The organism is Candidatus Sphingomonas phytovorans (assembly GCA_029202385.1).
Classification (GTDB): domain Bacteria; phylum Pseudomonadota; class Alphaproteobacteria; order Sphingomonadales; family Sphingomonadaceae; genus Sphingomonas; species Sphingomonas phytovorans.
This window is the reverse complement of sequence record CP119314.1, coordinates 4339474-4366275: the sequence shown is the minus strand read 5'-3', so window position 1 is coordinate 4366275 and position 26802 is coordinate 4339474. Positions and strand designations below refer to the sequence as shown.

At 67.0% G+C, this 26802-nt stretch carries 20 protein-coding genes, 1 tRNA gene and 2 pseudogenes; 15 read left to right on the top strand and 8 right to left on the bottom strand.

Features of this window, described 5'->3' with window-relative positions; all coding sequences use genetic code 11:
- Positions 1–36: 36 nt before the first annotated feature.
- A pseudogene (locus tag P0Y59_20135) lies at positions 37–2979 on the top strand (thioester reductase domain-containing protein).
- A gap of 47 nt (positions 2980–3026) precedes the next feature.
- Here P0Y59_20135 and P0Y59_20130 read toward each other — a convergent pair.
- Complete coding sequence (locus tag P0Y59_20130) at positions 3027–3752, bottom strand: phosphatase PAP2 family protein (GenBank protein WEJ99219.1); 726 nt, start codon at positions 3750–3752, stop codon at positions 3027–3029.
- Positions 3753–3930: 178 nt separating this feature from the next.
- On the opposite strand from P0Y59_20130, the gene P0Y59_20125 reads away from it, so the two are divergent.
- A complete protein-coding gene (locus P0Y59_20125) occupies positions 3931–4206 on the top strand; it encodes a hypothetical protein (GenBank protein WEJ99218.1) in 276 nt (91 codons plus the stop codon).
- On the opposite strand, the gene P0Y59_20120 is transcribed toward P0Y59_20125, so the two are convergent.
- Positions 4203–4862, bottom strand: coding sequence for a uracil-DNA glycosylase (locus tag P0Y59_20120; GenBank protein WEJ99217.1), 660 nt, complete (start codon positions 4860–4862; stop codon positions 4203–4205). The two genes, P0Y59_20125 and P0Y59_20120, sit on opposite strands and share 4 nt — an antisense overlap.
- A gap of 21 nt (positions 4863–4883) precedes the next feature.
- On the opposite strand from P0Y59_20120, the gene folK reads away from it, so the two are divergent.
- From folK to P0Y59_20100, 4 genes are all read left to right on the top strand, one after another.
- Positions 4884–5369: a 2-amino-4-hydroxy-6-hydroxymethyldihydropteridine diphosphokinase gene (gene folK / locus P0Y59_20115; protein WEJ99216.1), complete on the top strand. Its 486-nt coding sequence runs from the start codon at positions 4884–4886 to the stop codon at positions 5367–5369.
- Between the two features lie 16 nt (positions 5370–5385).
- A tRNA-Lys gene (locus P0Y59_20110) sits at positions 5386–5461 on the top strand.
- A gap of 550 nt (positions 5462–6011) precedes the next feature.
- Positions 6012–6410, top strand: coding sequence for a hypothetical protein (locus P0Y59_20105; GenBank protein WEJ99215.1), 399 nt, complete (start codon positions 6012–6014; stop codon positions 6408–6410).
- A 114-nt stretch (positions 6411–6524) separates the two neighbouring features.
- Positions 6525–6872, top strand: a complete 348-nt coding sequence (locus P0Y59_20100) for a transposase (protein ID WEK02632.1) — start codon at positions 6525–6527, stop codon at positions 6870–6872.
- On the opposite strand, the gene P0Y59_20095 is transcribed toward P0Y59_20100, so the two are convergent.
- Complete coding sequence (locus tag P0Y59_20095; protein ID WEJ99214.1) at positions 6838–7539, bottom strand: LysR family substrate-binding domain-containing protein; 702 nt, start codon at positions 7537–7539, stop codon at positions 6838–6840. The two genes, P0Y59_20100 and P0Y59_20095, sit on opposite strands and share 35 nt — an antisense overlap.
- A 161-nt stretch (positions 7540–7700) precedes the next feature.
- On the opposite strand from P0Y59_20095, the gene P0Y59_20090 reads away from it, so the two are divergent.
- From P0Y59_20090 to P0Y59_20070, 5 genes and pseudogenes are all read left to right on the top strand, one after another.
- Entirely contained in the window at positions 7701–11216 is a 3516-nt protein-coding gene (locus P0Y59_20090) for a GAF domain-containing protein (GenBank protein ID WEJ99213.1), read from the top strand.
- Positions 11213–12058, top strand: a complete 846-nt coding sequence (locus P0Y59_20085; protein WEJ99212.1) for a response regulator — start codon at positions 11213–11215, stop codon at positions 12056–12058. The genes P0Y59_20090 and P0Y59_20085 overlap by 4 nt, the downstream gene beginning before the upstream one ends.
- Positions 12059–12518: 460 nt before the next feature.
- Positions 12519–13424: a sugar phosphate isomerase/epimerase gene (locus tag P0Y59_20080; GenBank protein ID WEJ99211.1), complete on the top strand. Its 906-nt coding sequence runs from the start codon at positions 12519–12521 to the stop codon at positions 13422–13424.
- Positions 13421–14572 (top strand): Gfo/Idh/MocA family oxidoreductase, encoded by a 1152-nt coding sequence (locus P0Y59_20075; protein WEJ99210.1) that lies wholly within the window; start codon positions 13421–13423, stop codon positions 14570–14572. The genes P0Y59_20080 and P0Y59_20075 overlap by 4 nt, the downstream gene beginning before the upstream one ends.
- A pseudogene (locus tag P0Y59_20070) lies at positions 14569–15616 on the top strand (sugar phosphate isomerase/epimerase). Before P0Y59_20075 ends, P0Y59_20070 begins: the two are co-directional and overlap by 4 nt.
- Before the next feature lie 180 nt (positions 15617–15796).
- Here P0Y59_20070 and P0Y59_20065 read toward each other — a convergent pair.
- Positions 15797–17113 carry an NAD(P)/FAD-dependent oxidoreductase gene (locus P0Y59_20065; protein ID WEJ99209.1) on the bottom strand — a complete coding sequence of 439 codons (1317 nt, stop codon included), beginning with the start codon at positions 17111–17113 and terminating at the stop codon, positions 15797–15799.
- A 148-nt stretch (positions 17114–17261) separates the two neighbouring features.
- On the opposite strand from P0Y59_20065, the gene P0Y59_20060 reads away from it, so the two are divergent.
- Complete coding sequence (locus tag P0Y59_20060; GenBank protein WEJ99208.1) at positions 17262–18059, top strand: hypothetical protein; 798 nt, start codon at positions 17262–17264, stop codon at positions 18057–18059.
- 32 nt (positions 18060–18091) lie between these two features.
- On the opposite strand, the gene murA is transcribed toward P0Y59_20060, so the two are convergent.
- Entirely contained in the window at positions 18092–19375 is a 1284-nt protein-coding gene (murA, locus tag P0Y59_20055) for a UDP-N-acetylglucosamine 1-carboxyvinyltransferase (GenBank protein WEJ99207.1), read from the bottom strand.
- 185 nt (positions 19376–19560) lie between these two features.
- Here murA and P0Y59_20050 point away from each other — a divergent pair, with 185 nt between their 5' ends.
- Entirely contained in the window at positions 19561–20259 is a 699-nt protein-coding gene (locus tag P0Y59_20050) for a Crp/Fnr family transcriptional regulator (protein WEJ99206.1), read from the top strand.
- A 144-nt stretch (positions 20260–20403) separates the two neighbouring features.
- Here the strand turns inward: P0Y59_20050 and clpS are convergent, their stop codons facing one another.
- From clpS to phaC, 3 genes are all read right to left on the bottom strand, one after another.
- The gene (gene clpS, locus P0Y59_20045; protein WEK02631.1) at positions 20404–20739 is read right to left on the bottom strand and encodes an ATP-dependent Clp protease adapter ClpS; all 336 of its coding nucleotides are present in this window, start codon (positions 20737–20739) and stop codon (positions 20404–20406) included.
- Between the two features lie 176 nt (positions 20740–20915).
- Positions 20916–21746 (bottom strand): phasin family protein, encoded by an 831-nt coding sequence (locus tag P0Y59_20040; GenBank protein WEJ99205.1) that lies wholly within the window; start codon positions 21744–21746, stop codon positions 20916–20918.
- Between the two features lie 124 nt (positions 21747–21870).
- The gene (gene phaC / locus P0Y59_20035; GenBank protein ID WEJ99204.1) at positions 21871–23604 is read right to left on the bottom strand and encodes a class I poly(R)-hydroxyalkanoic acid synthase; all 1734 of its coding nucleotides are present in this window, start codon (positions 23602–23604) and stop codon (positions 21871–21873) included.
- Between the two features lie 111 nt (positions 23605–23715).
- Here phaC and P0Y59_20030 point away from each other — a divergent pair, with 111 nt between their 5' ends.
- Together P0Y59_20030 and P0Y59_20025 are read left to right on the top strand one after the other, a co-directional pair.
- Complete coding sequence (locus P0Y59_20030; protein ID WEJ99203.1) at positions 23716–24921, top strand: LL-diaminopimelate aminotransferase; 1206 nt, start codon at positions 23716–23718, stop codon at positions 24919–24921.
- 73 nt (positions 24922–24994) lie between these two features.
- The gene (locus tag P0Y59_20025; GenBank protein ID WEJ99202.1) at positions 24995–26773 is read left to right on the top strand and encodes a diguanylate cyclase; all 1779 of its coding nucleotides are present in this window, start codon (positions 24995–24997) and stop codon (positions 26771–26773) included.
- Positions 26774–26802 lie beyond the last annotated feature (29 nt).

Genomic DNA, 26802 nt, shown 5'->3' with positions numbered 1-26802 from the left:
TACAAAGATTCGAAATACCGGAGACCGCGAACGATCATGGAAAGCATTCTATCATGCCTGGATGATCGGGCGCGCCAGCAAGGCGACGCACTGCTGTTCGCCTTTCATGACGGTGCCGGCCATGAAACCGCGCGTTATGATTATGCCGGCACCGCCGAACGTTCGAAACGACTGGCGGCGCATCTGCGCCGACACGGGCTGAAACGCCTGCAGCGGACAATATTGCTGCATCCGCCAGGAATCGAACTGATCGTCGCCCTTCTCGCATGCTGTCGGCTGGGAGCGATCCCGGTGGTGGCGCCGGTTTCCTCCCCGCGCGGCTGGCGCAGTCCGGCGGTGCGCGGGCGTATCGCCGCGATCCTCGGGGATTGCGCGCCGGCGGTCGGCCTGGCGCTTGAATCGCAGATCGCTGAGCTGGCCGATGACGCTGCCCTGGGTCAGTCCTTGATGCTGCTCGCCAGCGATGGGCCGCTCGAACCAGCATCCGCCTGGTGCGACGAACCGGGCGAGATCGCCCTTCTGCAATATACATCGGGTTCGACCAGCACCCCAAAGGGCGTGATCGTCACTCACCACAACATCATCGCGAACGCGCGCGCGCTGCTCGACCATGCACCGGTCGGCGTGTCGTGGCTGCCGCAGTTTCATGACATGGGCCTGATCGGTTTCGGCCTGTTTCCCATCGTGATGGGCGGCCGCTCGCACGGTTTCGCGCCGGCGGATTTCCTGCGCCGGCCCGCATTGTGGCTGCGGCTGCTCTCGACACAGCGCGCAACCTTCGCGGCGGCGCCCAATTTCGCATATGAGCGCGCGCTCGCACCGGATTCGATCAGCGACGAAGAGCTGGCTGATATCGACCTGTCGGCGCTGCGGGTGATGATCAACGGTGCCGAACCGGTTCGGCCTGAAACCTGCCGGCGATTCAGGGCTCGCTTCGCCGCGCATGGCCTGCGCCCCGATGCGCTGGTCGCTGCCTATGGGCTGGCCGAGGCAACGCTGGCGGTGACCGGCGGCGGGTGTGCTAGCCGTACAGTCGACGCACAACAGCTCGCTATCGGGAAGGCGGAATCTCCAGCCGCGGCGGACGGACCGGGCGTCGAACTGGCCAGTTGCGGCCCACCGCTCCCCGATCTGGATATTGCCATCGGGACCACCGGAGATCGCTGCGGCGCGGGAGAAGTCGGCGAAATCCATGTCCGTGGCCCAAGCATTACCCCGGGCTATTGGAACCGGCCGGCGCGGACGGCGGAGGAATGGCTTGCCACCGGCGACCTGGGTTTCCTGTGGGACGGCGAGCTCTATGTCACGGGGCGCGCGCGCGAGCTGATCATCCAGGCCGGCCGGAACTTCCACCCGCATGACATCGAAGCGTTGCTCGGCAATGATCCGCGCGGGATCGCGGTGCAGGACGACGACGGAGACGTCCTGTTATTGTGTGAGCCGTCACGCAGCACGCCGCCGGTCGATCCTGCCGCCCTGGCCGACCGGATCGCGGCATCGAGCGGATTGCTGATCGACCGGGTGATCCAGTTGCCGGCGCGCAGCATTCGCCGCACCACCTCGGGCAAGCTCGCGCGGCGACGCATGCTGGAGGAATTGCAGGCCGGGCTGCTTCGACCGGTTTTCGACCATCGTGTGACGGCAGGCAGGTCGTGCGAGGCACGGGAATCAGCGCTCGACTGGCTGAGGCGTCGCGTGAAGCACGCGCCGGAGCTAGCCGGACAGTCGCTCGAGGCAGCCGGAATCGACTCGCTCCGGCTCGTCCAGCTTCAGCTCGAGTTCCAGGATATGGTCGCGCCGGGTGCCGGGGGGGCCGGCGATGGCCTCGATGGCCCTCAGCTTCAACAGGCCTGCTGCGGCGAGCTTCTCGAGCTTGCCGACGCATTTGCCGGGGGGCACGCAGTTCGCGCCCATAGTGCCGCCGCGCGGATAGCGTCGGGCGCTGCGCTGGGCAGGGCGGCTGAACAGGAGCGGATGAGCAGCGATGCCGCGATGCCGCTGGCGCGCGCGACGCCGCGTCCGTCCGTTGCCGGGCGTGGCGAGGCGGTGTTGCTGACCGGGGCGACCGGCTTTCTCGGCCCGTTTCTGCTGGCCGAGCTGCTCGAACAAAGCCCCCTGCCGATCACTGTCCTGGTCCGCGCGGAGGATCGCGACATGGCGCGGCACCGGGTCATCGCCGCGCTCGACCGCGCCGGCCTGACGCACCGGGCAGTCGCCGCCGGGGTCGCGGAACGGCTCACCGTCTGGCCGGGCGACCTGTCCCGCCCGGCGCTTGGCCTCGACCCGGTACAGCTCCAGTGCATCGCCGGGACTCGATACGATATCGTCCATAACGGCGCGATGGTCGACTATGTGCGCACATATGACGCGCTCCGCCCGGCGAATGTCTGCGGCACGCGGTCATTACTCGACCTTGCCGCGCGCGGTGCGCCAAAGCGTTTTCACCTTGTGTCGTCGACCTTCATCTTCGGCTGGACCCGCGCCGGGGTGCTGCGCGAAACCGACTGCAACGAGGCGATGGAAGCGCTCGACTTCGGCTATTCGCAGACCAAATGGGTCGCTGAAACGCTGGCCCGCCGGGCCGGTGCGCAGGGGCTGCCGGTGGCGGTCTACCGACCGTCACTGATCTCGGTCGGCGCCGGGTTGCAGGGCGACAGCCACGACGTGGCGGCCCGGCTGCTAGCCTTCATGATTCGCCATGGCGTGGCGGTCGATACGCCGAATCAGGTCAGCCTGCTGCCCGTCGACATGGTCGCGCGCAATCTGGTGGCGATCAGCCAGCGACCGATCGATGCGACCGCGAGCTTTCACCTGACGGCGGACCGCTATTACAGCCTGACCGAACTGGTGCGCCAGATCGGGCGGGATTTCGGTTTCCGCTTCCGCTATTTGCCGATCCTGCCCTTTGTCGCGCGGTTGAACGCGCTGGCGACGCCGGGCGAACCGGTGTTTCCACTGCTCGATTTCTTCAACCGTTCAGCACCGCACATCGCGGCGATGAGCCTCAAGCGCTACGACAGCACCGCCTATCGCTCAGCGCGGGCGACGATCCCCGGGACCTTGCCCGATCCGTCGCTTGAAGTGATCGCCGGCCGCATGGTCGGTTTTCTCGAACGACAGGGCTGGCTGTCCGATATCCCCTCCCGCCCGGCGGAACCGATGGCGGCGAGCCGATAGGCAATCAGCGCCAGCAAGGCGCCGGCAGCGGCGTCAGCGAGGAAATGCTGCTTGGTGAGGCAGACCGCCACCATCTGCAGCGCCGCCATGGCCACCGCCAGCCACCGCCAGCGCGAGCCGGCATGACGGAGCCACAAAGCGGTGAGCACCGCATAGCCGACATGCAGCGAGGGCATCAGATTGACCGGCGGGTCGAGCCGCTCGACAAGGCCAAGGACCCCGCCGGTCGCCGCGGCGCATTGCGCGCGGAGAGCGCTGCCGTCGGTCGGGAAGGCCAGGAAGAGAATGCCGGCCATGGCGCTTAGCACCACGAAGGCGGCAAGCCCGCGGTCGACCAAATATCGCGGCAGGAGAAACGCCAGCGCGAACGGCCACAGCACTCCGATGGCATAGACCCACGCCATGGCGGGGACGCAGGGAAGGCGCCAGTCGATGGGCAGCGCGGGATTGATGCGGGTCGCAACGGGGCCAAGCGCCTGTACCCCGTAATAACAGGCCACGAAACAGCTCGCGCCGATCGCGGCCCGCCCCGCCCTCATCGACAGATCATAGGGCGACAGCGTCGCGCTCCGCATCGGGCACAGTGGCCATCATGACGGGCAAGGCGAAAAGCGCGACGACAAGCATGAATCCACTCCATCGACGACGAAACGGGCATAGCATGCGCCGCGCCGAAAATCGAACGGGAGTGTCCTCTACATTGGGCATGTCGCGTTTCGGCTGAGTTCAGACACGCACGCCCATTGGCGGGCAATGCCGAAAACCACGCATATCCTGAACGCCGCGTCGAACCTGCTCGGTATCACCGTGCTGATCATCGCTGGCCTGCACATCACCAACCAGGCCCAGAAATCCTTCGCCGACGAGATCGCCTGGTTCAGCGCCGTCTGCTTCAGCGCAAGCTGCGGCCTGTCCTATCTATCGATCCGCGCGACGCCCGAGATCGACCGCTGGGAAGACTGGGCCGACCGTATCTTCCTCCTCGGGATCGTCACCCTGCTCGGCGCGGTACTGGTGCTGGCGCTTTAGCCGGGCCTGAGCTCGAGCGCCCGGGCGAATACCGCGTCGAACATCTCGTCGGTCAGCCGGCCGGTATTCTGGTTGTAGCGCGAGCAGTGATAGCTATCGATCAGGATTCGCCCGTCGGGCACGCGGTGCTCGGCAAGATGCGCGAAACGGCATTTCGGCAGCTTGCCGCCCAGGATCTTCACCGCCGACTGGTGCGCGATCTGCCCGAGCGCGACGAACACCCGTGCCCTGGGCAATGCCGCCACCTGGCTTTCCAGGAATCCGCGGCAGGTGCGGATCTCCTCCGGCACGGGCTTGTTCTGCGGCGGCAGGCATTTGACCGCGTTCAGGATCATCGCGCCGTTCAGCTTCAGCGAATCCTCCGGCGTCCCTTCATAGTCGCCGCTGGCGAGCCCGTGCGCGCCGAGCGCCCTGAACAGCAGCGTACCCGACCCGTCGCCGGTGAAGGGCCGGCCGGTGCGGTTGGCGCCCTGTCTGCCCGGCGCCAGCCCGACGATCACCAGCCAGGCGTCGGTATCTCCCCAGGCAGGCACCGGCGCGTTCCACCAGTCGGGCTGCTCCGCCCGCAGGGTTTCGCGAAAAGTGGCGAGGCGCGGACAGAGCGGGCAATCGCGCGGCGGCTCGGTGCCGGGGATCGGGCTTGGGGAGAAGGTCATGCCGCGCTAGTGCACGTCCCGGTGCCAGTAACAAGATACGCCATCGCGATCGGATCGAACCGCCCCGGGCGCCACGGCTCCCCCGAGGCGATGGTGCGTGCGGCAATCGCGGCGCTGGGGCCGGTCGTCGCGGTATCGCGATTCTTCGCCACCGCCCCGGTCGGCCCGTCGTCGCGTCGCTTCGTCAATGCCGCGCTGATCCTCGATTCGGCCGAATCGCCCCGCGCCCTGCTCGACCGGCTCAAGCGCATCGAGCGGGATTTCGGGCGCCGGCCCGGGCGCCGCTGGGGTGCCCGGGTAATCGATCTCGACATCGTCCTCTGGTCGGGCGGCGTGTGGACCGATTCGGCGCTGACAGTGCCGCACCGCGCCTTCCGCGCGCGCCGCTTCGTGCTCGATCCGATGGCGACGCTGGTGCCTGCCTGGCGCGATCCGGTCACCGGTCTGACGGTTCGCCAGCTCCTGGCGCGCGCACGCGCGGTTGACCGGCGCCCGCGTCGCTCGTAACGCGCGTCCCTGGTCGGGGCCCGTAGCTCAGTTGGTAGAGCAACGGACTTTTAATCTGTAGGTCTCGGGTTCGAATCCCGACGGGCCCACCACACCCTTGTGGCAAAGCGACAAAGCGCATCGCCATCCGCAGGTCCACTACAGCAGGTAGACCGACGAGGGGCGTCGATCGCTACGGCAGCGAGATCGTCGCCGAGACGGTCGACTTCCTGAGCCGAGCGAAGACCCAGCATGACGGCCAGCCGGATCTCGACGACGAGATTCCCTTCTGACGGCTCGGCCAAGGGGCTCGGTGGCGAAGGCCGCCGGGCCTTTTGCCTGGCTCAACGTTCTGGAGGCGGCCTTGCCGCGGGCGAAAGCTCGTATATGCACGCAGCGCAGGAGTGATCACGCGACAGCTTCAGGTTACACCGGTCATGGCTTCGGAATCTGTTCGACAGCATTGATTAGGAAGCAGCCGATCGAGTGCCCCGGCGAACGCGGTTCGCAACCACGACAAGGAGGCGGAGATTGTCTAGCCGGTTTAGCCCTCGTCCGCCTTTGACCCATCGGCGGATCGTCACCCGCGGCTTCCAGATCTCGGGGTGGCTGTTGGGCGTCCCCTCTTTACTCATGGCGCTTGTCCTGGGAGGGAGCGCGTTCATGATCGGGTCGGATCATGCCTCGCGGCCGCCACAGTATCTGGACGTGCCGACATACGGTCTGGTTGGGCTTCTATCGAACGCCGCCACGGGCCTTGGCGCCGCTTTTTCGTTCATGAACGGGGTGGTTGCCGGAATATTTGCGATGCTGGCCGGGGTCGCCCTGATCGCAGCACTGTTCGCGGGAGCGCTAGGTCTCGTCGGGCGCGGCCTGAAGACCTCGGCGAAGTGGGCGCGACCCATCGCGGTGGCTCTGCTGTTGGTCCTGGCGGTGATCGGGCTGCTCGCCCTCACTGTCTTGAATGGCGTAGCCTGGTTTGCGGACGGGGCCGTTCTGGCTGTCTTGTTGTACGGGCTCTGGGTACTGGTCTGGAGACATGAGGATCATGAAGCTGCCTGAAGGCTGGCTGAAGAGTGGTGTGCCTTCCAAGGGCTCTCGTCGCGCCGACTGATCTTCCATCGTCGATCAAGGTCAGTCGGGCAGGAAGGTTCAGGCCCCAGGGTCCACAGCACCATTCGGGAAGTCGCCTGCTGGGCGCATTTCCGGCGCAAGATATTCGAGCACCAAACCACCAGCCCGACGCCGTTGACGAACAAGCTGCTGGATCGGATCGCCACTCTCTTCCGGATCGAGGAAGAGAAGCTCAGCCTACGCAGTCGAGACTCATTGGTGATCTCAGAAGGCTATTGCCGCCCGCCGCTCTCAACGTCCTGCGGCTCGGCGTTTACGAAGGGACAATCTACCCCCGGGCAGCTCTCCCCGTTGCAAATGGCGGGCTTGTCGTCGTGCACGCGGACATATTCGTCGAAAGGAGAGAGGGGTTCGGTCACCCTAAGAATTTCCCAACAGCATCGGCGCTGAACGCGCCTGATCGCTCCTTCAGGCTCCGGATCAGCCCTGCCAGCGGCTCGGCCGGTTCCTCCGCGATCCAATAGGCGCGCACCGGGAACAGCGCGCCCGGCGCGTCGACCGGCCGCACCACGATCCCGTCGCCGACATGGTCTTCATGGCTGCCGCTGATCAGCGCGACGCCGGCACCCTGCGCGACGCGGTCGAGGATTTTCGGGGGCCCGAGATCGATGATCGTTGCGTTGAGCGCCGACCCGGGCGGCAGGATGCGCCGCGCGAGAAAGCGGTGCATGTCGCCGCCGAACTGCTGCTGCGACGTCAGGAAGAGTTCGTCGCGAAGCTCGGACGGCTCGACCCCCGCCGACGCGGCCAGCCTGTGCCCCGCCGCCATCGCGACCAGCACGCGGTCCTGCCACAGCCCGATCGACTGAGTCCCCGGCTCGGGCTCGCCGGGCAGCACGGCCAGCGACAGGTCGCCGCCACGCAGCGCGGGCAACAGGGCGCCGCGCGGCATCTCGTGCACGCCGATATCGATGTCGGGACAGCGCCGCGAGAACAGGAGCAATTCGTCCGCCAGCCGGTCGCGGCAAATCGAGGCGAAGCAACCTACCGCAAGACTTTGCAACGATTCCGGGTTCTTGGGTGCAGTGGAGCCGGATGCGGCGGATACGCTTTCCATGCTATTAATCCTGCGCGATCCGGCGGCCGGGTGGCCACGGCTTGCGACGAAAGCGACGAAGCTGCGACGAACGTGGCGCGGCCAGCGACCGGGCCGCGACCGCGCCCTTCTGCAAGCCACCGAAGTGGCGCTATCATGCGGCGCAGAGGGGCAGAGCAACCATGCAGGACCGACACGGCGTCGACGCCAATCCCGAATCCGATTCGGCGGGCAGCGCGGCGCCCGACGCGCTCGGCGGGCATCGTACCATCGCCGAGCTGCGCGAGAGCGAAGAACAATTCCGCATGCTCGCGGAGAACCTGCCCGGCCTGTGCTGGGTCGGCGACGAGAATGGCGTGCTGCGCTGGGCGAATCGCCAATGGCACGAGATGTTCGGCGGCACGAGCGCCGAGCAGGGCGATCCGAGCGGGATCTGCCATCCCGACGACCTGCCGCTCGCGCTCGAGACCTGGAAACGATCCTGGGACGAGGGGGAGACCTCGACCCTGCTGCTGCGGATGCGCTGCCCCGACGGGAGCTATCGCCCCTATCTCAGCAAGGCAGTGCCGATCCGCGATGCCGATGGAACGGTCGTGCGCTGGTGCGGCGTGCAGATCGATTTCAGCGACAAACAGGCGCACGACCGGCGCCAGGCCGTGCTGCGCACCTTTCACGACCAGTCGCGCGACCTGGCCGACACCGATGCGATCCTGATCATGCTGTCGCGCGTCCTCGCCGAACATCTCGGCGTCGCGCACATGCTCTATGGCGAGATCGGGGACATCGGAGCGGACCCGCCCGACATCTTCCACGCCGCCGGTGGCGTGCGCCAGCACGATGCCGCCAGGCTTCTGGCGCTGGGCGAGGCCCTTGCCGGCCTCGCCGGGCGGCATGACGTAAGCGAAAGCCGGGTGGTGGAGGACAATCACGGCCCCGGCCGCGATCCCGCCGATCCGGTACGGCGCGTCGCCGAGCTGATCGGGGTGCGTTCGAGCATCAACGTCCCCATCGTCAAGGAAGGCAGGCCGGTCGCCATGCTGGCAGTGCTCGACACCCTGCCGCGCATCTGGACTCGCGACGAGATCGAGCTGTGCGAGGAACTGGCCGAGCGAGTCTGGGCAACGCTTGCCCGCGCCCGCGCCGAGACGGCCCTGCAGGAACGCGAGCGCAACCAAGCCTTCCTGCTCGCCTGGAGCGACAAGGTGCGCGGCGAGGCCTCGCCCGACGCGATCATGGCGACCACGCTCGAATGGCTGGGCAGGCATCTCGGCGCCACCCGCACCACTTATGCCGAAGGCGATGCGGCGGGCCGGATGGTCACCGTGACGGGCGAATGGCGCGACGGCGTCGCCAGCCTCCGCGGCAACAGCTTCCTGCTGGAAAGCATCGGCGCGGCGGCCGATCGCGAATGGAACGCCGGCGAGATCATCCGGTACGAGGACGTCGAGGCCGATCCCCGGCTCGAACCCCGGGCGGTTGCGCGCTACCTGGATGCCGACATCCGGGCCTTTGTCACCGCGCCGATGGTCCAGGGCGATCGGCTCCACTCAGCCCTGTCGGTCCACCACCATGAGGCGCGCCGCTGGCATGTCGGCGAGATCCAGCTCATGCGCGACATCGCCGAGCGTACCTGGGTCGCGCTTGAGCGCGCTCATGCGCAGGCGGCGCTGCAGGAACGCGAACGCAACCAGGCCTTCCTGCTCGCCTGGAACGACCGCATCCGCCAGCAGGCGACCGCGCGCGACATCCTGGCCCAGACGCTGGCCGCGCTCGGCGAGCATCTCGGCGCGATGCGCACCAACTTCGCCGAGAGCGAGGATAACGGGATCACGCTCTGCATCTTGCAGGAATGGACGACTGGCCGGCCAAGCATCGTCAACCAGCGCTACGCCTCGGCGGCGCTCGGCACGAGGCTGGCCGCCGCCCACATGGACGGGCAGCCGGTGCGCGTCGACGATGTCGCCACCGATCCCCGTTTCGACGAGCGCAATCGCCCCTTGTTCGAATCCCTCGGCATCGGCGCGGTGCTAACCCTGCCGATGATGCGTGGCGGGAAGATCGTCGCGGTGCTCTCGGTCCAGCACGGCAACCCGCGGCGGTGGACCGACAGCGAGGTCGATCTGGTCCGCGATCTCGCCGACCGAACGCTCGCGGTACTCGAACGCGCCCATTCGGAGGAGCGGCTTGCCGAAAGCGAGGCGCAACTCTCCGCCTTCCTGGAGAACGCGCCGGTCGCGATGCATCTGAAGAGCGGGGACGGACGCTACGTCCGGGTCAATCCCGAATTCGCCAAGACGCTGGGTCGCATGCCGGAGGATCTGCACGGCGCGCATTCCGACGAGATCTTCCCGCCGGCAATCGCCGCCGAGCTTGCCCGGCTCGAAGAGCTTGGCCGGGACGGGCAGGTCGCCAGCGCCGAGATCACCCTTGAGGGCATGGGCGAGAACGGAGACCGGGCCGCCGGCGACCGCCACGTGCTCTCCATGGTCTTCCCGATCACCGGCGCCGGCGTCGCCCGGACCGGCGGCTTCACCCTCGACCTGACCGAGCGCAAGCGCGCCGAGGCAGCGCTCGCCCGCTCGCGCGAGGCGCTTTACCAGACCGAGAAGCTGTCGGCGCTCGGCTCGCTGCTCGCCGGGGTCAGCCACGAACTCAACAACCCGTTGTCGATCGTCGTCGCCCAGGCAGTGATGATGGAGCGCCAGTCGCGCGGCAGCGAGCTGGCCGAGCGCGCGCAGAAGATCCGCCGCGCCGCCGATCGCTGCGCGCGGATCGTCCAGACCTTCCTCGCCATGGCACGGCAGAAGCGGCCGGAGCGCGAGCCGGTCGATCTCAACGCAGTGGCCAACGCCGCCTACGACCTGGCCGAATATGGCCTGAGGAACGACGGCATCGCCGCGACCCGCGATCTTGCCCCGGCGCTGCCCGGCATCTCGGCTGATTCGGACCAGCTCCACCAGATCATCATCAACCTGATCGTCAACGCCCAGCAGGCATTGGTCGAGGCTCGCCTGCCCGACCGCGCCTTGACGGTACGCACCGCGATCGGCGACGATCCGGGCACCGTCATCCTCGAGGTCGCCGACAACGGCCCCGGCATTCCCGAAGAGGCGCGGCGCCGGATCTTCGAACCCTTCTTCACCACCAAGCCGCAGGGCCAGGGCACCGGTGTCGGCCTGTCCTTCTCCCAGGGCCTGGCCGAGGCCCATGGCGGCCGGCTTGACCTGATGCCGGCCGCGCGCGGCGCCTGTTTCCGCCTGACGCTCCCGATCGACGCCGGCCCGGTACCGCCGACCGCTGCCGCCGAGCCCATGCCGCAGATCGAGGCGCCGGTGCGCAAGGCGCTGGTCGTCGATGACGAGCAGGAAATCGCCGAATCGCTTGCCGACTTCCTCTCCATCGAGGGATTCGTCTGCGATGTCGCGGTTGGCGGCGGCGCTGCGCAGGAGAAACTGGCACAGGGCCAGTACGACCTCGTCGTCAGCGACCTGCGCATGCCAGGGATCGACGGCCCGCATCTCCATGCCTGGATCGCGGCGGAGCGGCCCGACCTGCTCGACCGGGTCGCCTTCGCCACCGGCGACACGCTGGGCGTCGCGGCGGCGCGCTTCCTCGAGGAGGTGAAGCGCCCGGTCCTCGAAAAACCCTTCACGCTCGACGCGGTACACCGGTTCCTCAAGCAGATGGATCTCGCATGACTTCCCCCGCCAATCCACGCCCCATCGACCCGCATCCCGTCAGTCCGCGCGGCGCCAATCCGCACATCGTTGCCCACATTGTCCCCCACATCGTCGTGGTCGATGACGAGGAGGACCTGCGCGAGCCGGTCGCTGCCTATCTCCGCGAGCAGGGCATGGATGTCGACGAAGCCGGCAGTGGCGCCGATCTCGACATCATCCTCGGGCGCGGCATGCCGACGCTCGTCGTGCTCGACGTGACCATGCCCGACGAGGACGGCTTCAGCATCGCCCGCCGGCTGCGCGCGCTGAACCCGACCATCGGCATCGTCATGCTCACCGCGCGCCGCGACGTGATCGACCGGGTCGTCGGGCTCGAACTGGGCGCCGACGATTACATCATGAAGCCGTTCGAGCCGCGCGAACTGCTCGCGCGAATCCGGTCGGTGCTGCGCCGCCTGGGCGCCACGACGCCGGCCGAAACCGCCGACGAGGCGACGGGCGACGCTGAAACCGCCCCGCCCCTGCGCAGCACCTATCAGGAGGAATTCTGGATCCCCACCTCGCGCGGCGAAATCCGCGTGCCGGTCGATACGATCGAATGGATCGAGGCGGCCAAGGATTACGCGCTGCTCCACACGCCGGAACGAAGCCATATGATCCGGATCACCATGGCAGCGCTCGAACAGGGGCTCGATCCAGCGCACATGATCAGGGTGCATCGCTCAGCCTTTGTCAGGCCCGAATCGGTGCTGCGGATCAGCGCGATCGGGCGGCACATGGTGCTTGAGCTGAAGTCAGGCGCGGTCGTCCGCGTCGGCCCGCGCCATTGGGGCGAGGTACGGCACCGCCTCAAGGCTTAGACTGGAGGTTTCGCCGCACCGCAGCAGATTCGTCGCGCTCCTGTCGCAGCGCGACGGACAGCGCTGGGCGAATGAGTCACAAGACTCCGCGTACCGTCACCCTAAAGCCCCCCCGGCGACGGCGGTACGCCCGGCCCGTCTTTGCCCCTCACTGACGGGCCGGTATCGACCATCCGGACCTCGTGTCCGGATGGCCGATGTGCACCGATCCCGTCCCCTTGGGTGCCAGAGGAGAAACCCGTGAAGCGGATCGTCCCGCTGGTTCTCGCCAGCCTTCCCCTCGTCATCATGATCGGACTGTGGAGCGGCGGCATCTGAACGCGCGCCGAGTCGTCCAGCGCGGCCAATGGCTGTTCTTGCGGCTTGCATCGCCGCGCCTCCCGGGCAATCATATAGGATGGGAGCGCACCACATGGTGCGGCAACGGCGCAAGTCCGTGGCTCCCGACAGGAGGGGTCCGATGCTCGATCGCCGCATGTTTCTCGGTGCCGCAGGCGCTGCCATTGGTACTGCATTGCTGCCGGTATCCGCCGGTGCCATGCCGCTCGGCCTGCCGCCTGGCCTCCAGCTCTGGACGGTCAAGGAAGACCTCGCGAAGGATTTCGCGGGCACGCTGAAATCGCTGAAGGCGATCGGCTATGACAGGGTCGAGGCAGCCGGCTGGACCGGCCTGTCGCCGGCCGATTTCCGGAAAGGCGTCGCCGCCGCCGGGCTCGACTGTTTCTCCTGCCACTATTCGATGATGGAATTGATGGGCGAGGTCGACACGCGGCTCGCCGCTGCGCGCGATGTGGGCGTGCGCTATTTCGTCGCCTCCTCGCCTGCCTGGCGGAAGCCGCTCGCCCCCGGCCGCCCTTGGGTCCAGGCCGTCGCCGAGGCGATGACCCTCGACGACTGGCGCCGCAACGCCGCGCGGATGAACGAGGTCGGCGCCCGGGCAAAGGCGCTCGGCATGCGCTTCGCCTATCATAACCACCCGGCCGAATTCCTCGCTTATGACGGCAAGGTCGCGTTCCATGAGCTGTTGGAGCATACCGATCCGGCGCTTGTCGCGTTCGAACTTGATCTCGGCTGGGTCGCGGCGGCCGGACATGATCCCGCGCATGTGCTGAAGGAGCATGGCGCGCGGATCGAGCTGCTCCACGTCAAGGATATCGCGACGAAGGAGCGCAAGCCCGGCACGATCGCCGGGGATCTGACCACCGTGCCGATCGGCAAGGGCAGTATCGACTGGCCGGCGGTGTTCGCGGCGGCGAAGACAGCGCGGATCAAGAGCTGGTTCGTCGAGCAGGAAGCCCCCTGGGTTCAGCCGCAGCTCACCGCTCTCGCTGAAAGCATCGCCTATCTGCGGACGCTTCCGGCGTGACGGCCGATCCGGTCAGATATGCCATGATCGGCGGCGGCGAAGGCGCGTTCATCGGCCCGATTCACCGCACCGCGGCGGCCATCGCCGGCAATTGCCGGCTGGTCGCGGGTGCGCTGAGCAGCGATCCCGAGCGGGCGAAACGCTCCGGCATCGCGGCGGGTATCGCCCCCGACCGGAGCTACACCAGCTACCGGGCGCTGATCGACGGCGAGAAGGCACTGCCGGAAGACGAGCGGGCCGAATTCGTCGCGATCGTCACGCCCAATCATGTCCACGCGCCCATCGCCATCGCCGCGCTCGATGCCGGTTTGCCCGTGCTCACCGACAAGCCCCTCACCGACACGCTCGATGCGGCGCTCGCGTTCGAGGCGGCCGCCATCCGCACCGGCGGGCTGGTGGGCGTCACCCATACCTATCTCGGCTATCCGATGGTGCGGCAGGCGCGCGCGCTGATCGCGGCGGACGATCTCGGCGCGGTGCGGCGAGTCTCGGTGCGCTACACCCAGGGCTGGCTGGCGCAGGCCGGCGACGCGGTCGGCAAGCAGGCCGAATGGCGGATCGACCCCGCGCGCTCCGGCCTGGCCGGGGCGTTCGGCGATATCGGGACTCATGCCTTCAACCTGGTCGAATATATCACCGGCGAGCGCATGACCCGGCTCTCGGCCGAACTGCGCGCGGCGGTGCCGGGCCGGACGCTCGATGATGACGGCGCCGCGATGTTCCACCTGGTCGGCGGCGGTCGCGGCACGCTGGTCGCCAGCCAGATCTGCACCGGCGACGCCAATGGCCTGGAGATATCAGTCTGGTGCGAGCATGCCGGGCTTCACTGGCATCAGGAGCATCCCAACCATCTCCGCGTCGCGCGGCGCGGGGGGCCGGAGGAGATCTGGACCCCCGGCGTCGACCGCTCCTACCTCGGTGAGGCCGCGATGCGCGTCACCCGGGTGCCGTCGGGCCATCCCGAGGGCTATCTCGAAGCCTTCGCCAATATCTATCGCGATTTCGCCGACGCGGTGCGGGGCAAGACGCCCGACCTGCCCTGTTATGCCAGCCTTGCCGACGGTGTCGCCGGCATGCGCTTCATCCAGGCGGCACATGACAGCAGCGCCGGCGGCGGCGCGTGGACCAATCTGGGAGAACATGCATGAAGGGTCCCGCCATCTTCCTCGCTCAGTTCGCGGGCGACGCGGCGCCGTTCGACACGCTCGGCGGAATCGCGCGATGGGCGGCCGGTCTCGGCTATGTCGGGGTGCAGATCCCGACCTGGGATTCGCGCCTGTTCGACCTGAAGCGGGCAGCGGAAAGCCAGGATTATTGCGACGAGGTCGCCGGGATCTGCGCCGAGGCCGGGGGTCGCGATCACCGAGCTGTCGACTCACCTCCAGGGCCAGCTCGTCGCGACTCACCCCGCTTATGACGAGCTCTTCGACGCCTTCGCTCCTGCCGAGGTGCACGGGAAACCCGCCGAACGCACTGAATGGGCCAGGGACCAGGTCCGCATGGCGGCCCGCGCCAGCCGCCGGCTCGGGCTGGACTCGCACGCCACCTTCTCCGGCGCGCTGCTCTGGCACACCATGTATCCCTGGCCGCAACGCCCCGCCGGACTGGTCGAGGAAGGTTTCAGGGAGCTGGCACGGCGCTGGACGCCATTGCTCGACGTCTTCGAGGAAAACGGCGTCGATGCCTGTTTCGAGATTCACCCGGGCGAGGATCTACACGACGGGATAAGCTGGGAACGCTTCCTCGCCGCGGTGAACCATCACCCGCGCGCCAACATCCTCTACGACCCAAGCCATTTCGTGCTGCAGCAGCTCGATTATGTCGAGTTCATCCACCTCTATCACGACCGGATCCGCATGTTCCATGTGAAGGATGCCGAGTTCAGGCCCAATGGCCGCGCCGGCGTCTATGGCGGCTATGCCGACTGGGCCGACCGCCCGGGCCGCTTCCGCTCATTGGGCGACGGCCAGGTCGATTTCGGCGCGATCTTCTCCGCCTTCACCAGGCACGACTATGCCGGCTGGGCGGTGCTCGAATGGGAATGCTGCTTCAAACACCCCGAACAGGGTGCGGCCGAAGGCGCGCCGTTCATCGAAGCCCATATGATCCGCAAGGCCGACCGCGCCTTTGACGACTTCGCCGGGACGGCACCGGATTCAGCGCGCAACCGTCGCATTCTCGGGCTGGACTGATTCCGCCTCCTGAAAGGGAGGAGTGCGTGGCGCCGGACGCGATCTGAGATCCTCTTTCGTCCTGTCGGACTCGTTGCGGCATCCGCTGCTCCGCCTGCATCACGCTCGTTGGACGTGCGGCGCAATGGGCCCCGGACAAGTCCGGGGTGACGATGGTGGTTGGGCAGACGCCCCGGCTCGTCAATGCAGCTTCAGCCTCGGCCTGATGATGGTGTTGACCCGGCCGATCACGATCAGCCCGATGCCGCGCAACCAGCCATGGATCGCGATCAGGTGCATACGGTAAAGCGAGACATAGACGAATCGGGCCAGCCGCCCCTCGATCGCCATGCGCCCGCCGACGAGATTGCCCATCAGGCTGCCCACCGTCGAGAAGCGGCTGATCGACACGAGCGAGCCGTGATCGTGATAGGCGAAGGGCACCAGGCCCCGCCCGTCCATCAGCCGGACGAGATTGCCGAACACGCTCGACGCCATCTGGTGCGCCGCCTGGGCGCGGGGCGGGACCGGGCGACCGGTCGCCGGATCGAGGCAGGAACAGCAATCGCCCATTGCAAAGATGCGGTCGTCAAGCGTGGTCTGGAGCGTCGGCCGCACGAGAAGCTGATTGGTGGCGTTGGTTTCAAGCCCGCCGATATGATCGAGCGTGGCGGCACCGCGAACACCCGCCGCCCAGACGCGCAGCTCGCTCTCGATACGCTCGCCGGTGCCGGTGACGATCGCCCCGGCGGTAACCTCGGTCACCCGCGTGCCGGTCAGCACGCGCACGCCAAGCGCTTCGAGCTCAGCCTGCGCCGCCGCGGCAAGCTTTTCGGGAAGTGCCGGCAGGATGCGCGGGCCTGCCTCGATCAAAGTCACCTGCAGACGGCTCTCGTCGAAGGTCTCAAGCCCGTAATAGTGCAGCGCCGCCGCCGAGTTGAACAGTTCGGCGGTCAGCTCGACGCCGGTGGCGCCGCCGCCGACGACAGCGACCCGGACATGCTCGTCCGACGCCGGATCGAGGCTCATCGCGCGGGAAACGCGCAGGCAATGGTTGAGCAGGCGGTTGCGGAACCTGTCCGCCTGGGTGCGGTCGTCGAGCACCATGCAATGCGCGCGGGCGCCGGGCGTGCCGAAATCATTGGTCTCGGCGCCGACCGCGATCACCAGATAATCGTAACGAATGGCGTGGCGCGCGATCAACTCGCTGCCGTCCTCGTCGAGCAGGGGCGCGACGACGATCTCCCCATGCTCGCGATCGATGCTTTCAAGCGTGCCGAGGAAGAAGCGATAGCCCCAGCGGTGGCAATGGCTGCGATAGCCGACCTCATCGAGATTGGCGTCGAGCGATCCAGCCGCGACCTCGTGCAGCAGCGGCTTCCAGATATGGGTGCGGTTGCGTTCGACCAAGATGATGTCGTGGCGCCTGCGCCCATATTTCGCGCCGAGGCGACGTGCGAGCTCAAGCCCGCCAGCGCCGCCCCCGACGATCACGATCTGGATCTTGCGCTCGCTCACGTCGCCCCCCGGATATCCCGCCGCGTCGCACGATAGCAGCGGCCGGAACGTTGGCGAGCGGAATTGGCCTCGACGCTTCCGGGTGCTTGAACTCCAGCGCAAAGTCGATACCCGTGCGCCGTCCCATCCCTTTCAAGGCGAACCCTGGATGACACCAACCGACGATGCGGGAATCGACCCTCGTCTTCTCCTGGGCGATTTTTCCAGCAGCCTGTGGATTCCCCGCTACCGCGCCGGCACCTGGGGCCCCTGGACGCTGAGCGTCATCCTGATGACGGGCGCGCGGGGCTATTGGGGCAAGACCTATGGCATGGCGGGCACCACGATCCTGACGGGACCGTCCGAGGGCAGCGATGCGAGCTGGATGTCGATCGTCCCCGCCGAGATCGAGAGCCAGGAGATCGGGATCGCCGCCGCCTATGGCCATACGGCGGTGCTGGGCATGGGCATGGGCTGGTGCGCGGCGAATGTGGCGCTCAACCCGGCGGTCGAGCGCGTCACCGTGGTCGAGCGCGATCCGCACATCATCGAACTGATCGACACGCTCGGCATCCTCGACCAGCTACCGCCCGAGGCCAGGGCCAAGATCACCGTGGTGGAGGACGATGCGCTCGCCTGGCTTCCCGACGAGCGGGTCGACAGCGTTCAGGCGGACATCTGGGCGAAGTTCGTCGAGCCGCAGAAATGGGACGATGTCCGCCGCATTCAGGCCAATACCGGCGCGACGTCGCTCTATTTCTGGGGCCAGGAGATGGAGCTGTACCGGCTTGCCTGCCGCGAGCTCGGCCATGAACCGGAGCGGCTCGACCGCGCGACGATCATACGCCTGGCCGAGTCGACGGGCCTTCCGCTGGTGCACCCGGACTGGCCCGATTATGCCGACCGAATCGTCGCGGCGGCGCCGTGGTGGACACCGAAGGACGGAAAATGGTGGCGGGCTGAATAGAGCGCCCGGCGTCGGAACGCCGGTGTCCCTGATCAGCCGTCGCTGACGCGTTCGATGTCGGCACCGACCGCGCTGAGCTTTTCCTCCAGCCGCTCGTACCCCCGGTCGAGGTGATAGACGCGCTGGACCTGGGTCTCGCCCCCGGCGGCGAGCCCGGCGAGGATCAGGCTCATCGAGGCGCGCAGATCGGTCGCCATCACCGGCGCACCGACGAGCTTGTCGACGCCGCGCACCACGGCGGTGCGCCCGCGCACCTGGATGTCGGCCCCCATGCGGGCCAGTTCCGGCACGTGCATGTAGCGATTCTCGAAGATCGTCTCGGTCAGCACGCTCGCGCCGTCCGCCAGCGCCAGCATCGCCATGAACTGCGCCTGCATGTCAGTCGCGAAGCCCGGAAAGGGCGCGGTCGACAGAGTCAGCGGGCCGAGCCGGCCGGTCGCCTCGACGAACAGGCTGTCGCCCCGTTCCTCCACCGTGACGCCCGCCTCCACCAACGCGGCGACGGTCGCGCGCATATCGTCGATCGCGACACCGGCCAGTTCGAGCGCGCCGCCGGTGATCGCTGCGGCACAAGCATAGCTGCCCGCCTCGATCCGGTCGGGCATCACCCGATAGGTCGCGCCGTGAAGCCGGTCACGCCCCTCGATCTCAAGCGTTTCGGTGCCGATGCCATTGATCGACGCCCCCATCGCGACGAGCATGTTGCACAGATCGACGATTTCCGGCTCGCGCGCGGCGTTCTCGATGATCGAGCCACCCTTCGCGGTCACCGCCGCCATCACCGCATTCTCGGTCGCGCCGACCGAGACGATCGGGAAGGTGACTCGTCCGCCCGGCAACCGTCCACCGGGCGCGGTCGCCTTCACATAGCCCGCGGCCAGTTCGATCTCGGCCCCCAGCGCTTCCATCGCCTTCAGGTGAAGGTCGATCGGCCGGTTGCCGATGGCGCAGCCGCCCGGCAGCGACACGGTCGCTTCGCCTGCCCGCCCGATCAGCGGGCCAAGCACCAGGATCGAGGCGCGCATCTTGCGCACGATATCATAGGGCGCCTCGGTCGCGGTCAGCTTGCCGGCGCGGATCGTCATCACCCGGCCGAAATCCTCGGGGCGCGCGCCTTCGATCTGGGTCGAGCAGCCGAGCTGGTTGAGGAGGTGCCCGAAACTGTCGACATCGGCCAGCCTTGGCAGGTTCCTGAGCGTCACCGGTTCTTCGGTGAGCAGGGCGCAGGGCATGAGGGTGAGCGCTGCGTTCTTGGCGCCGGAGATGGGCAGGCGGCCCGAAAGACGGTTGCCGCCGCGGATGAGGATACGGTCCATTGGCGGCTTCTATCGCCTGCGCGTGGCCACGCAAGTAGCCCCTTCGCGTAAGCCGAAGATGTTGCGTGTCAGTGACAGCGCTTGATCGACTTTAATGCACTGATTCTCCTGCAATGCTCTGGCTCGTCGGGGTTGGGGGGAATGTTTGCGTGCCGGGTAGCTGCTTCGCCGAAAGATTGAGCGACATGGTCGCACTGACGCCTGGCGAACACCACGCGCTGGGGCAGCTGGAGGAGCGCGAGCGCCAGCTCCGCCGTGGCGCCACCCTGCAACGGGAGAATGATCGCTGCAGCGAGTTGTTCGTCCTGCGCAAGGGCACGATGATGAGTTCGGTGCTGCTCGACGACGGCAGTCGCCAGATCCTCCGCTTCCTGTTTCCCGGTGACATGATGGGGGTCTCCTCGCTGGTCTATCGCGAGGCGCCCGAGACGATCACCGCGCTGACCGATGCCGTGGTCTGCCCGTTCGAGCGCACCGCGATGAGCAAGCTGATCACCGACCATCCGCGGCTCGCCGCGCTGATCATGGTCTATAACCAGATCGAGCGCGCGGCGCTGACCGACCGGCTGGCGGCGCTCGGCCGGACTTCGGCCAAGGCGCGGGTCGCGGGCATCCTGCTCGAGATGCGCAACCGCATGCGCATGCTCGACAAGGCGACCAACAGCAGCTTCACGCTTGGCCTGACCCAGGAGGAGATCGGCGACGCGACCGGCCTGACCGCCGTCCACGTCAACCGAATGCTTCGGCAGCTCGAGGAAGAAGGCATCATCGCGCGCGAGGCGGGGCGGGTGACCCTGACCGACGAGCGGGCGCTGCAGCGCGCGGCGAATTTCGTCGATCGCTATGCCGGGCTCGATCTGGGGTGGCTGCCCGAGGCGCGGTGACCGTCGCTCCTTCCCGATGCGGGGAGGGGGGAGCATTCACTTTTTCAGCGAATGGTAGAGAGGCTCCCCCAAAGCGGGATGCCTGCGGAAGCCCCCTCCACCACTTCGTGGTCCCCCTCCCCGTGCCGGGGAGGAATTAGGGGATCAGGCCTTTTCCAGCGTGCATTGCAGGGGGTGCTGGTTCTGCCGGGCGAACTCGATCACCTGGGCGACCTTGGTTTCCGCCACTTCGTAGCTAAACACGCCGCACACCCCGACACCCTTCTGGTGGACGTGGAGCATCACGCGCGTCGCCGCCTCCATGTCCATGCGGAAGAAGCGCTGGAGCACCAGCACGACGAATTCCATCGGCGTGTAATCGTCGTTGAGCAGCAGCACCCGGTACGGCGTCGGCTGCTTGGTCCGCGTGCGGGTGCGGGTCGCGATGCCGAGGCCGGTGCCTTCGTCATCGCCGCCTTCCCCGTCGCGGCGCTCGGCCATTGCCGTCGGTGTAATCTGATTGATCATGTGAAGCGAAAATATGGCAAGCCGCGCCCCAAGGGCAAGAGGTAGCGCACCATCAACCTTGAATGTGGCGCAGATAAACGAAAGCAGATAAACGAAAAGGGCGGCCCCGAAGGACCGCCCTTTCCTTTTCCCGACGATCGTGCGCGAGATTACGCGGCGATCTTCGCCTTCTCGGCGGCAAGCGCGACGCGGTTCGAGATCGGCTGGGCGACCTCGCCGGCGAGCTTCAGCACTGCTTCGGTGTTCTTCGAGGTCTGAGCGACGATCGAGTCGAACGACGAGCGGACATAATCGCTGTGCAGCTTGAAGAAATCGGTCGGCGACTTGACGGTCGACAGGCTCTTCAACGCCGCGGTCGCGCCTTCGAACTGCTTGCGGCTATACTCGGCAGCGTCCTGGCCGAGCGTCTCGAAGCCCTTGGCTGCGATCTTGCCCGATTCGACGAGGGCTTCGATGTTGCCCTTCGAGAATTCATTGGCTTCCTCGAACAGCTTGGTGCCCTTCTCGACGGCAGCCTTGGCGCGCTCGTTTGCTTCGGCGAACAGGGTCTGGGCCTTTTCGGCAGCGTTCTTCAGATTGGCTTCCATGGTCTTCACTTCCTTCTGGATGATGGCGACCGGCGCTTCGACGGCGGCGGGCGTGACGGTTTCGATGATCGCTTCGGGGGTCTTCACTGCGGCTTCGACTGCCTTTTCGATCACCGGCGCTGGCGCCGCTTCGGCCTTTGCGACCATCGGCTCGGCCGGTGCCTTGACGGCGACGGGAGCTGGTTCGGGCAGTTCGATCTTTGCGGCCACCGGCGGGACTGGCTTCGTCACGACAGGAGCCGGGGTGACCGGCGCCTTGGCGGCGACCGGCTTGGTGGCTGTCTTTGCCACAGGCTTTGCGGCAACCTCCGGCTTGGCCGGTACCTTAGGAGCCGGCGTCGCGGTTGCCGGGGCCTTGGCCGACGTTTCGGGCTTGCGTCCGTTGCTGGCCATGAAGGGCCTCCTCATGCTGCTTGCTGCACTGCAATATAGTCGCATGCTGCACGGAGCGCAAGCTTTTTTGTTGCACCGCAACATAAGCGTCATGCTGCGGACGTAACGCTGCAATTACTGCACCTTAGCGTGCCCGGACGTAGCTCCCCGGCGCGTCCTCGATCGCCTTCAGCGCGCCCTTGCCGGGCTGGCGCGCGCCTTTGGCCGGCGCGCTGGAATCATCCTGTCCGCGCAGCCAGCCGACCCAGTCGGGCCACCAGCTTCCCTTTGTCTCGGTCGCGCCGGCAACGAAATCGGCAAGCGTCTCGACCTGCCCGGGATTGAGCCAATATTGATATTTGCCCTGTGCCGGAGGATTCACCACGCCGGCGATATGGCCCGAACCCGCCAGCACGAACTTCACCGGCCCCGAGAAGATATGGGTGATGTTCCAGACGCTTTCGGCGGGCGCGATGTGATCCTCGCGCCCGGCCTGGATATAGGACGGGGTCTTCACCCTCGTCAGGTCGACCGGCGTGCCGCCGACCGAGAGCATGCCCGGCTTCACCAGCAGATTGTCGCGGTAGAGATCGGTCAGGTAGCTCAGGTGCCATTTGGCCGGCAGATTGGTCGTATCGCCGTTCCAGTGCAGCAGGTCGAACGGCGCATAATCCTGGCCGAGCAGATAATTGTTGGTGACGTAGTTCCAGATCAGGTCCCGGCCGCGCAGCAGGTTGAAGGTCAGCGCGAGATAGCGGCCATCGAGAAACCCTTCCGGGGAGAGGGTCGCGATCGTCTTCAGCTGCTCGTCATCGACGAAATTGAGCAATTCGCCAGCGCGGGAGAAATCGATCTGGGCGGTGAAGAAGGTCGCGCTCTTTACCTTGTCCGCCATGTCCCGCGCCGCCAGCACCGCCAGCGTCGCGGCAAGCGTGGTGCCGGCCACGCAATAGCCGATGGTATGGACGGCATCGACCTTCAGCCCCGCGCGCACCGTATCGATCGCGTCGATCTGCGCCTCGACATAATCGTCCCACACCACCTCTTTCATGCCGGCGTCGGCCGATTTCCACGAAACCATGAACACGGTGATGCCCTGGTCGACCGCCCAGCGGATGAAGCTCTTCTCCGGCGTCAGGTCGAGGATGTAGAAACGGTTGATCCAGGGCGGGAAGATGACCAGCGGCACGGCGAGGACATTCTCCGTCGTCGGCGAATATTGGATCAGCTCGTAGAGCGGAGTGCGCTTCACCACCTTGCCCGGGGTGGTCGCAAGGTTGCGGCCAAGCTCGAACGCGTCGGGATCGGTATGGGTGAGCTGGCCCTTGGCGATATCGGCCAGCATGTTCTGCAGCCCCTTGAGCAGGTTCTCGCCGCCGGTCTCGATCGTCTTTTCGAGCACCACCGGATTGGTCGCGGCGAAGTTGCTCGGGCTCATCGCCTCGAGGAAACCGCGGGCGGCGAAGCGGAGCTGCTCCTTCTGCCGGTCGTCCACGCCCTCGAGCGCGTCGATATTCGCGAGCAGATGGTCGGAGATCAGGAAATAGCTCTGGCGAATCCAGTCGAACAGCGGGTTGTCGCGCCATTGCGGCGCCGCGAAACGCTTGTCGCGGGCATGCCTGCCGTCGTCGGCCGGCACGGCCTTCGGATCGAGGAAGCGCTGCCATAGACCAATGCTATCGGTCCAGAACGCCTCGGCGCGCTGGATCGTCGCCGGATCGTTGAGGCCGGGAATGACCGGCAGGCCGAGATCGCTCCGTTCAGCCGCCGCGGTGGCGAGGCCGCTCTCCAGCATCATCTGCTGCGCGCGGCCCATCACCCAGGTCCAGTGCTGCAGTTCCTCGAGGCTGGGCAGTGCGGGAGCGTCGGACTCGGCCATGGGGATCCTCGGGTGGCGAATTTCGACCACCCTAACGCATCAACGCATGTCCGTCATTCACGTGCGTGCCGGAATCACGTAAGGACAGGCTTCCTCTAACCGGAAGTAGCCATGTCCGACGATTTCTACCGCATCAAGCGCCTGCCCCCCTATGTCATCGCCGAAGTGAACGCGATGCGAGCGGAAGCGCGCGCGGGCGGCGAGGACATCATCGATCTCGGCATGGGCAATCCGGACCTGCCGCCGCCGCCGCACGTCATCGAGAAGCTGTGCGAGGTCGCGCGCAAGCCCGACGCGCATGGATATTCGGCATCGAAGGGCATCCCGGGGCTGCGCAAGGCCCAGGCCAATTATTACCAGCGCCGTTTCGGGGTCGAGCTGAACCCCGATAGCGAGGTGGTCGTGACGCTCGGGTCGAAGGAAGGCCTCGCCAACCTCGCCCAGGCGATCACCGCGCCGGGCGACGTCGTGCTCGCGCCGAACCCGAGCTACCCGATTCACACCTTCGGCTTCATCATCGCCGGCGCGACGATCCGTAGCGTGCCGACCACCCCTGACGAACAGTATTTCGAAGCGCTCGAGCGGGCGATGGCCTTTACCGTGCCGCGCCCGAGCGTGCTGGTGATGGGCTATCCTTCCAACCCGACCGCCGAGGTGGTCGATCTCGCTTTCTACGAGCGGGTCGTGGCGTTCGCGAAGGAGCACAAGCTTTGGGTGCTGTCCGACCTGGCCTATTCAGAGCTTTATTATGACGGCTGCCCGACGCCCTCCATCCTGCAGGTGCCGGGCGCCAAGGACGTCGCGGTCGAGTTCACCTCGCTCAGCAAGACCTATTCGATGGCCGGCTGGCGGATCGGCTTCGCGGTCGGCAACCCGCAGCTCATCTCGGCGCTGACGCGGGTGAAATCCTATCTCGATTACGGCGCCTTCACCCCGATCCAGGCAGCCGCGGTCGCCGCAATCAACGGGCCGCAGGACATTGTCGAGCAGAACCGCCAGCTCTATCAGCGCCGCCGCGACGTGCTGATCGAAAGCTTCGGCCGCGCCGGCTGGGATATTCCGGCGCCGCGTGCGTCGATGTTCGCCTGGGCACCGCTGCCGCCGGCGCTGGCGCATCTCGGCAGCCTGGAATTCTCCAAGCAGTTGCTCACCCATGCCAAGGTCGCTGTCGCGCCCGGCGTCGGCTATGGCGAGAATGGCGAAGGCTATGTGCGCATCGCGATGGTCGAGAACGAGCAACGGCTCCGCCAGGCGGCGCGGAACGTGAAGCGCTATCTCCAGAGCATGGGCGTCAACACCCCGGCGCGCACCGGCTGACCGGCTACCGCCGCGCGGCCGGGGAAAGCTCTGCCCTAACCTGCGCTTAAGGCTTTGAGCCTATGGTGGAGAGATGGGTCGCGTTTCCCCCGCCGCGCCTTCTCCGGTCGCGATCATCGTCGTCGGACTGAGCTATTTCGCGCTCGCCTCGGGCGCGATCCTGCTCACGCGCCTGAGCGACGGCATCGCCCTGTTGTGGCTTGCGAATGCGCCGCTGATCGCCGCGCTGTGCATCACCCCGGTGCGGCGATGGGCCCCGATCCTGGCCGCGGCAGTCCTTGGGACCTGGACCGCTTCGCTGCTGTTCTCGCCGATTCCCGCCGCTGCGCCGCCCTTCGCGCTCGTCAATGCCGGCGAGGGGGCGCTGGCGGCGTTGCTGCTCAGGCGCTGGGGCGTCGACCGGACTCAGCTCGAGCATTCCCGCTCGATCGCGTTGTTCGTGCTGGCGGCGGGGATTCTCGCGCCGACCGCGAGCGGCCTGCCCGGCGCATGGATGGCGAGCCGGCTGCTGCCGATCGGCTTCCTGCCGGCGCTGTTCGACTGGATCGTCGGCCACGGCGTCGGCACGCTGATCGCGGCGCCGCTCGCGATGCAGGTCACCCGCCGCGATATCGACTGGCCGCTTTTCCACGCGCGGCGCGGCACGCCCAAGGCGGTCGGCGCGATCGCGCTGCTTTCCGCCGTCACGTTCCTCGTCTTCTACCAGAGCATGCTGCCGCTGCTGTTCCTGCCGATCGTGCCGCTGCTGATCGGCACGTTCGCGTTCCAGCGATTCGGTGCGGCGGTCGGCATCCTGATCGTCGCGCTCATCGGGGGCGTTCTGACCACCAACGGCCATGGGCCGATGGCACTGATGCATGTCGACCAGGCGGGCCGGCTGCAATTCTTCCAGTTCTACCTGGTCGTGCTGTTCGTGACGGCGCTGCCCGTCGCCGCCGCGCTGGTCCAGCGCGACCGGCTGATGGCGGCGCTGCGCGAGAACGAGACCCGTTACCGGCTGATGGCGGAGAACGCGACCGACATCATGATGACGCTGGAACCCGACGGCACGATCCGCTTCATCTCGCCGGCCGTCCGCGAGCTGGGCTATTTCGAGCCTGGAAATATCATCGGCCTGAATGCCGCGATCCTCGTCCACCCCGAGGACCGCGAGAGGGTCAGCGCCGTGCATGTCGAGGCCCTGGGCGCGCCGGAGCGGGTGTTCACGGTCGAATATCGCGCGACCAAGGCGACCGGGGAAATCGCCTGGTTCGAATCCAACATGCGGTCGGTCCGCGACGAATCCGGCCGGATCACCGCGGTGTTCAGCGTGATCCGCGATCTCGACGGCCGCAAGATGCGCGAGGACGAGCTTCTCCGCGCCGCCAATACCGATCCGCTGACCGGCCTGCTCAACCGCGGGGCCTTCCGCCGGCAGGTGAAGGAGGCGATGCCCCATCTGCGGCCGGACCGGCCATCCACCCTCGCCTTGCTCGACCTCGACCATTTCAAGCGGGTCAACGACGACCATGGCCATGCCGCCGGCGATGCGGCGTTGCTGATGCTGGCGGACCTGTTGCGCGAGAATCTGCGCCCGGTCGATTCGGTCGGGCGGATCGGCGGCGAGGAGTTCGGCATCCTGCTCGCCGGACTTGCGGTCGTCGACGCGGGCATCGTGTGCGAGCGCCTGCGCCGGACGCTTGCCGAACGACCGGTGCCTGGAATCGAACCCGCATTGCGCATCACCGCAAGCATGGGGCTTGAAGCCCTGACTCCGGGGAGCAGCATCGACGATGCCTTCCGTGCAGCCGACAACGCGCTCTATGCCGCCAAGGCGGCCGGCCGCAACCGGATCGAGCTCGCCGCGGCCTGACCGCTATCGGCACGCCGGATTGACGGCGC

Bases quoted from the DNA above. Each gene is read 5' to 3' on its own strand.
- P0Y59_20130 (WEJ99219.1), bottom strand. From the start codon at position 3,752: ATGCGGAGCGCGACGCTGTCGCCCTATGATCTGTCGATGAGGGCGGGG.
- P0Y59_20125 (WEJ99218.1), top strand. From the start codon at position 3,931: ATGCCGAAAACCACGCATATCCTGAACGCCGCGTCGAACCTGCTCGGT.
- P0Y59_20120 (WEJ99217.1), bottom strand. From the start codon at position 4,862: ATGACCTTCTCCCCAAGCCCGATCCCCGGCACCGAGCCGCCGCGCGAT.
- P0Y59_20105 (WEJ99215.1), top strand. From the start codon at position 6,012: ATGATCGGGTCGGATCATGCCTCGCGGCCGCCACAGTATCTGGACGTG.
- P0Y59_20095 (WEJ99214.1), bottom strand. From the start codon at position 7,539: ATGGAAAGCGTATCCGCCGCATCCGGCTCCACTGCACCCAAGAACCCG.
- P0Y59_20090 (WEJ99213.1), top strand. From the start codon at position 7,701: ATGCAGGACCGACACGGCGTCGACGCCAATCCCGAATCCGATTCGGCG.
- P0Y59_20085 (WEJ99212.1), top strand. From the start codon at position 11,213: ATGACTTCCCCCGCCAATCCACGCCCCATCGACCCGCATCCCGTCAGT.
- P0Y59_20080 (WEJ99211.1), top strand. From the start codon at position 12,519: ATGCTCGATCGCCGCATGTTTCTCGGTGCCGCAGGCGCTGCCATTGGT.
- P0Y59_20060 (WEJ99208.1), top strand. From the start codon at position 17,262: ATGACACCAACCGACGATGCGGGAATCGACCCTCGTCTTCTCCTGGGC.
- murA (WEJ99207.1), bottom strand. From the start codon at position 19,375: ATGGACCGTATCCTCATCCGCGGCGGCAACCGTCTTTCGGGCCGCCTG.
- P0Y59_20050 (WEJ99206.1), top strand. From the start codon at position 19,561: ATGGTCGCACTGACGCCTGGCGAACACCACGCGCTGGGGCAGCTGGAG.
- clpS (WEK02631.1), bottom strand. From the start codon at position 20,739: ATGGCCGAGCGCCGCGACGGGGAAGGCGGCGATGACGAAGGCACCGGC.
- P0Y59_20040 (WEJ99205.1), bottom strand. From the start codon at position 21,746: ATGGCCAGCAACGGACGCAAGCCCGAAACGTCGGCCAAGGCCCCGGCA.
- phaC (WEJ99204.1), bottom strand. From the start codon at position 23,604: ATGGCCGAGTCCGACGCTCCCGCACTGCCCAGCCTCGAGGAACTGCAG.
- P0Y59_20030 (WEJ99203.1), top strand. From the start codon at position 23,716: ATGTCCGACGATTTCTACCGCATCAAGCGCCTGCCCCCCTATGTCATC.
- P0Y59_20025 (WEJ99202.1), top strand. From the start codon at position 24,995: ATGGGTCGCGTTTCCCCCGCCGCGCCTTCTCCGGTCGCGATCATCGTC.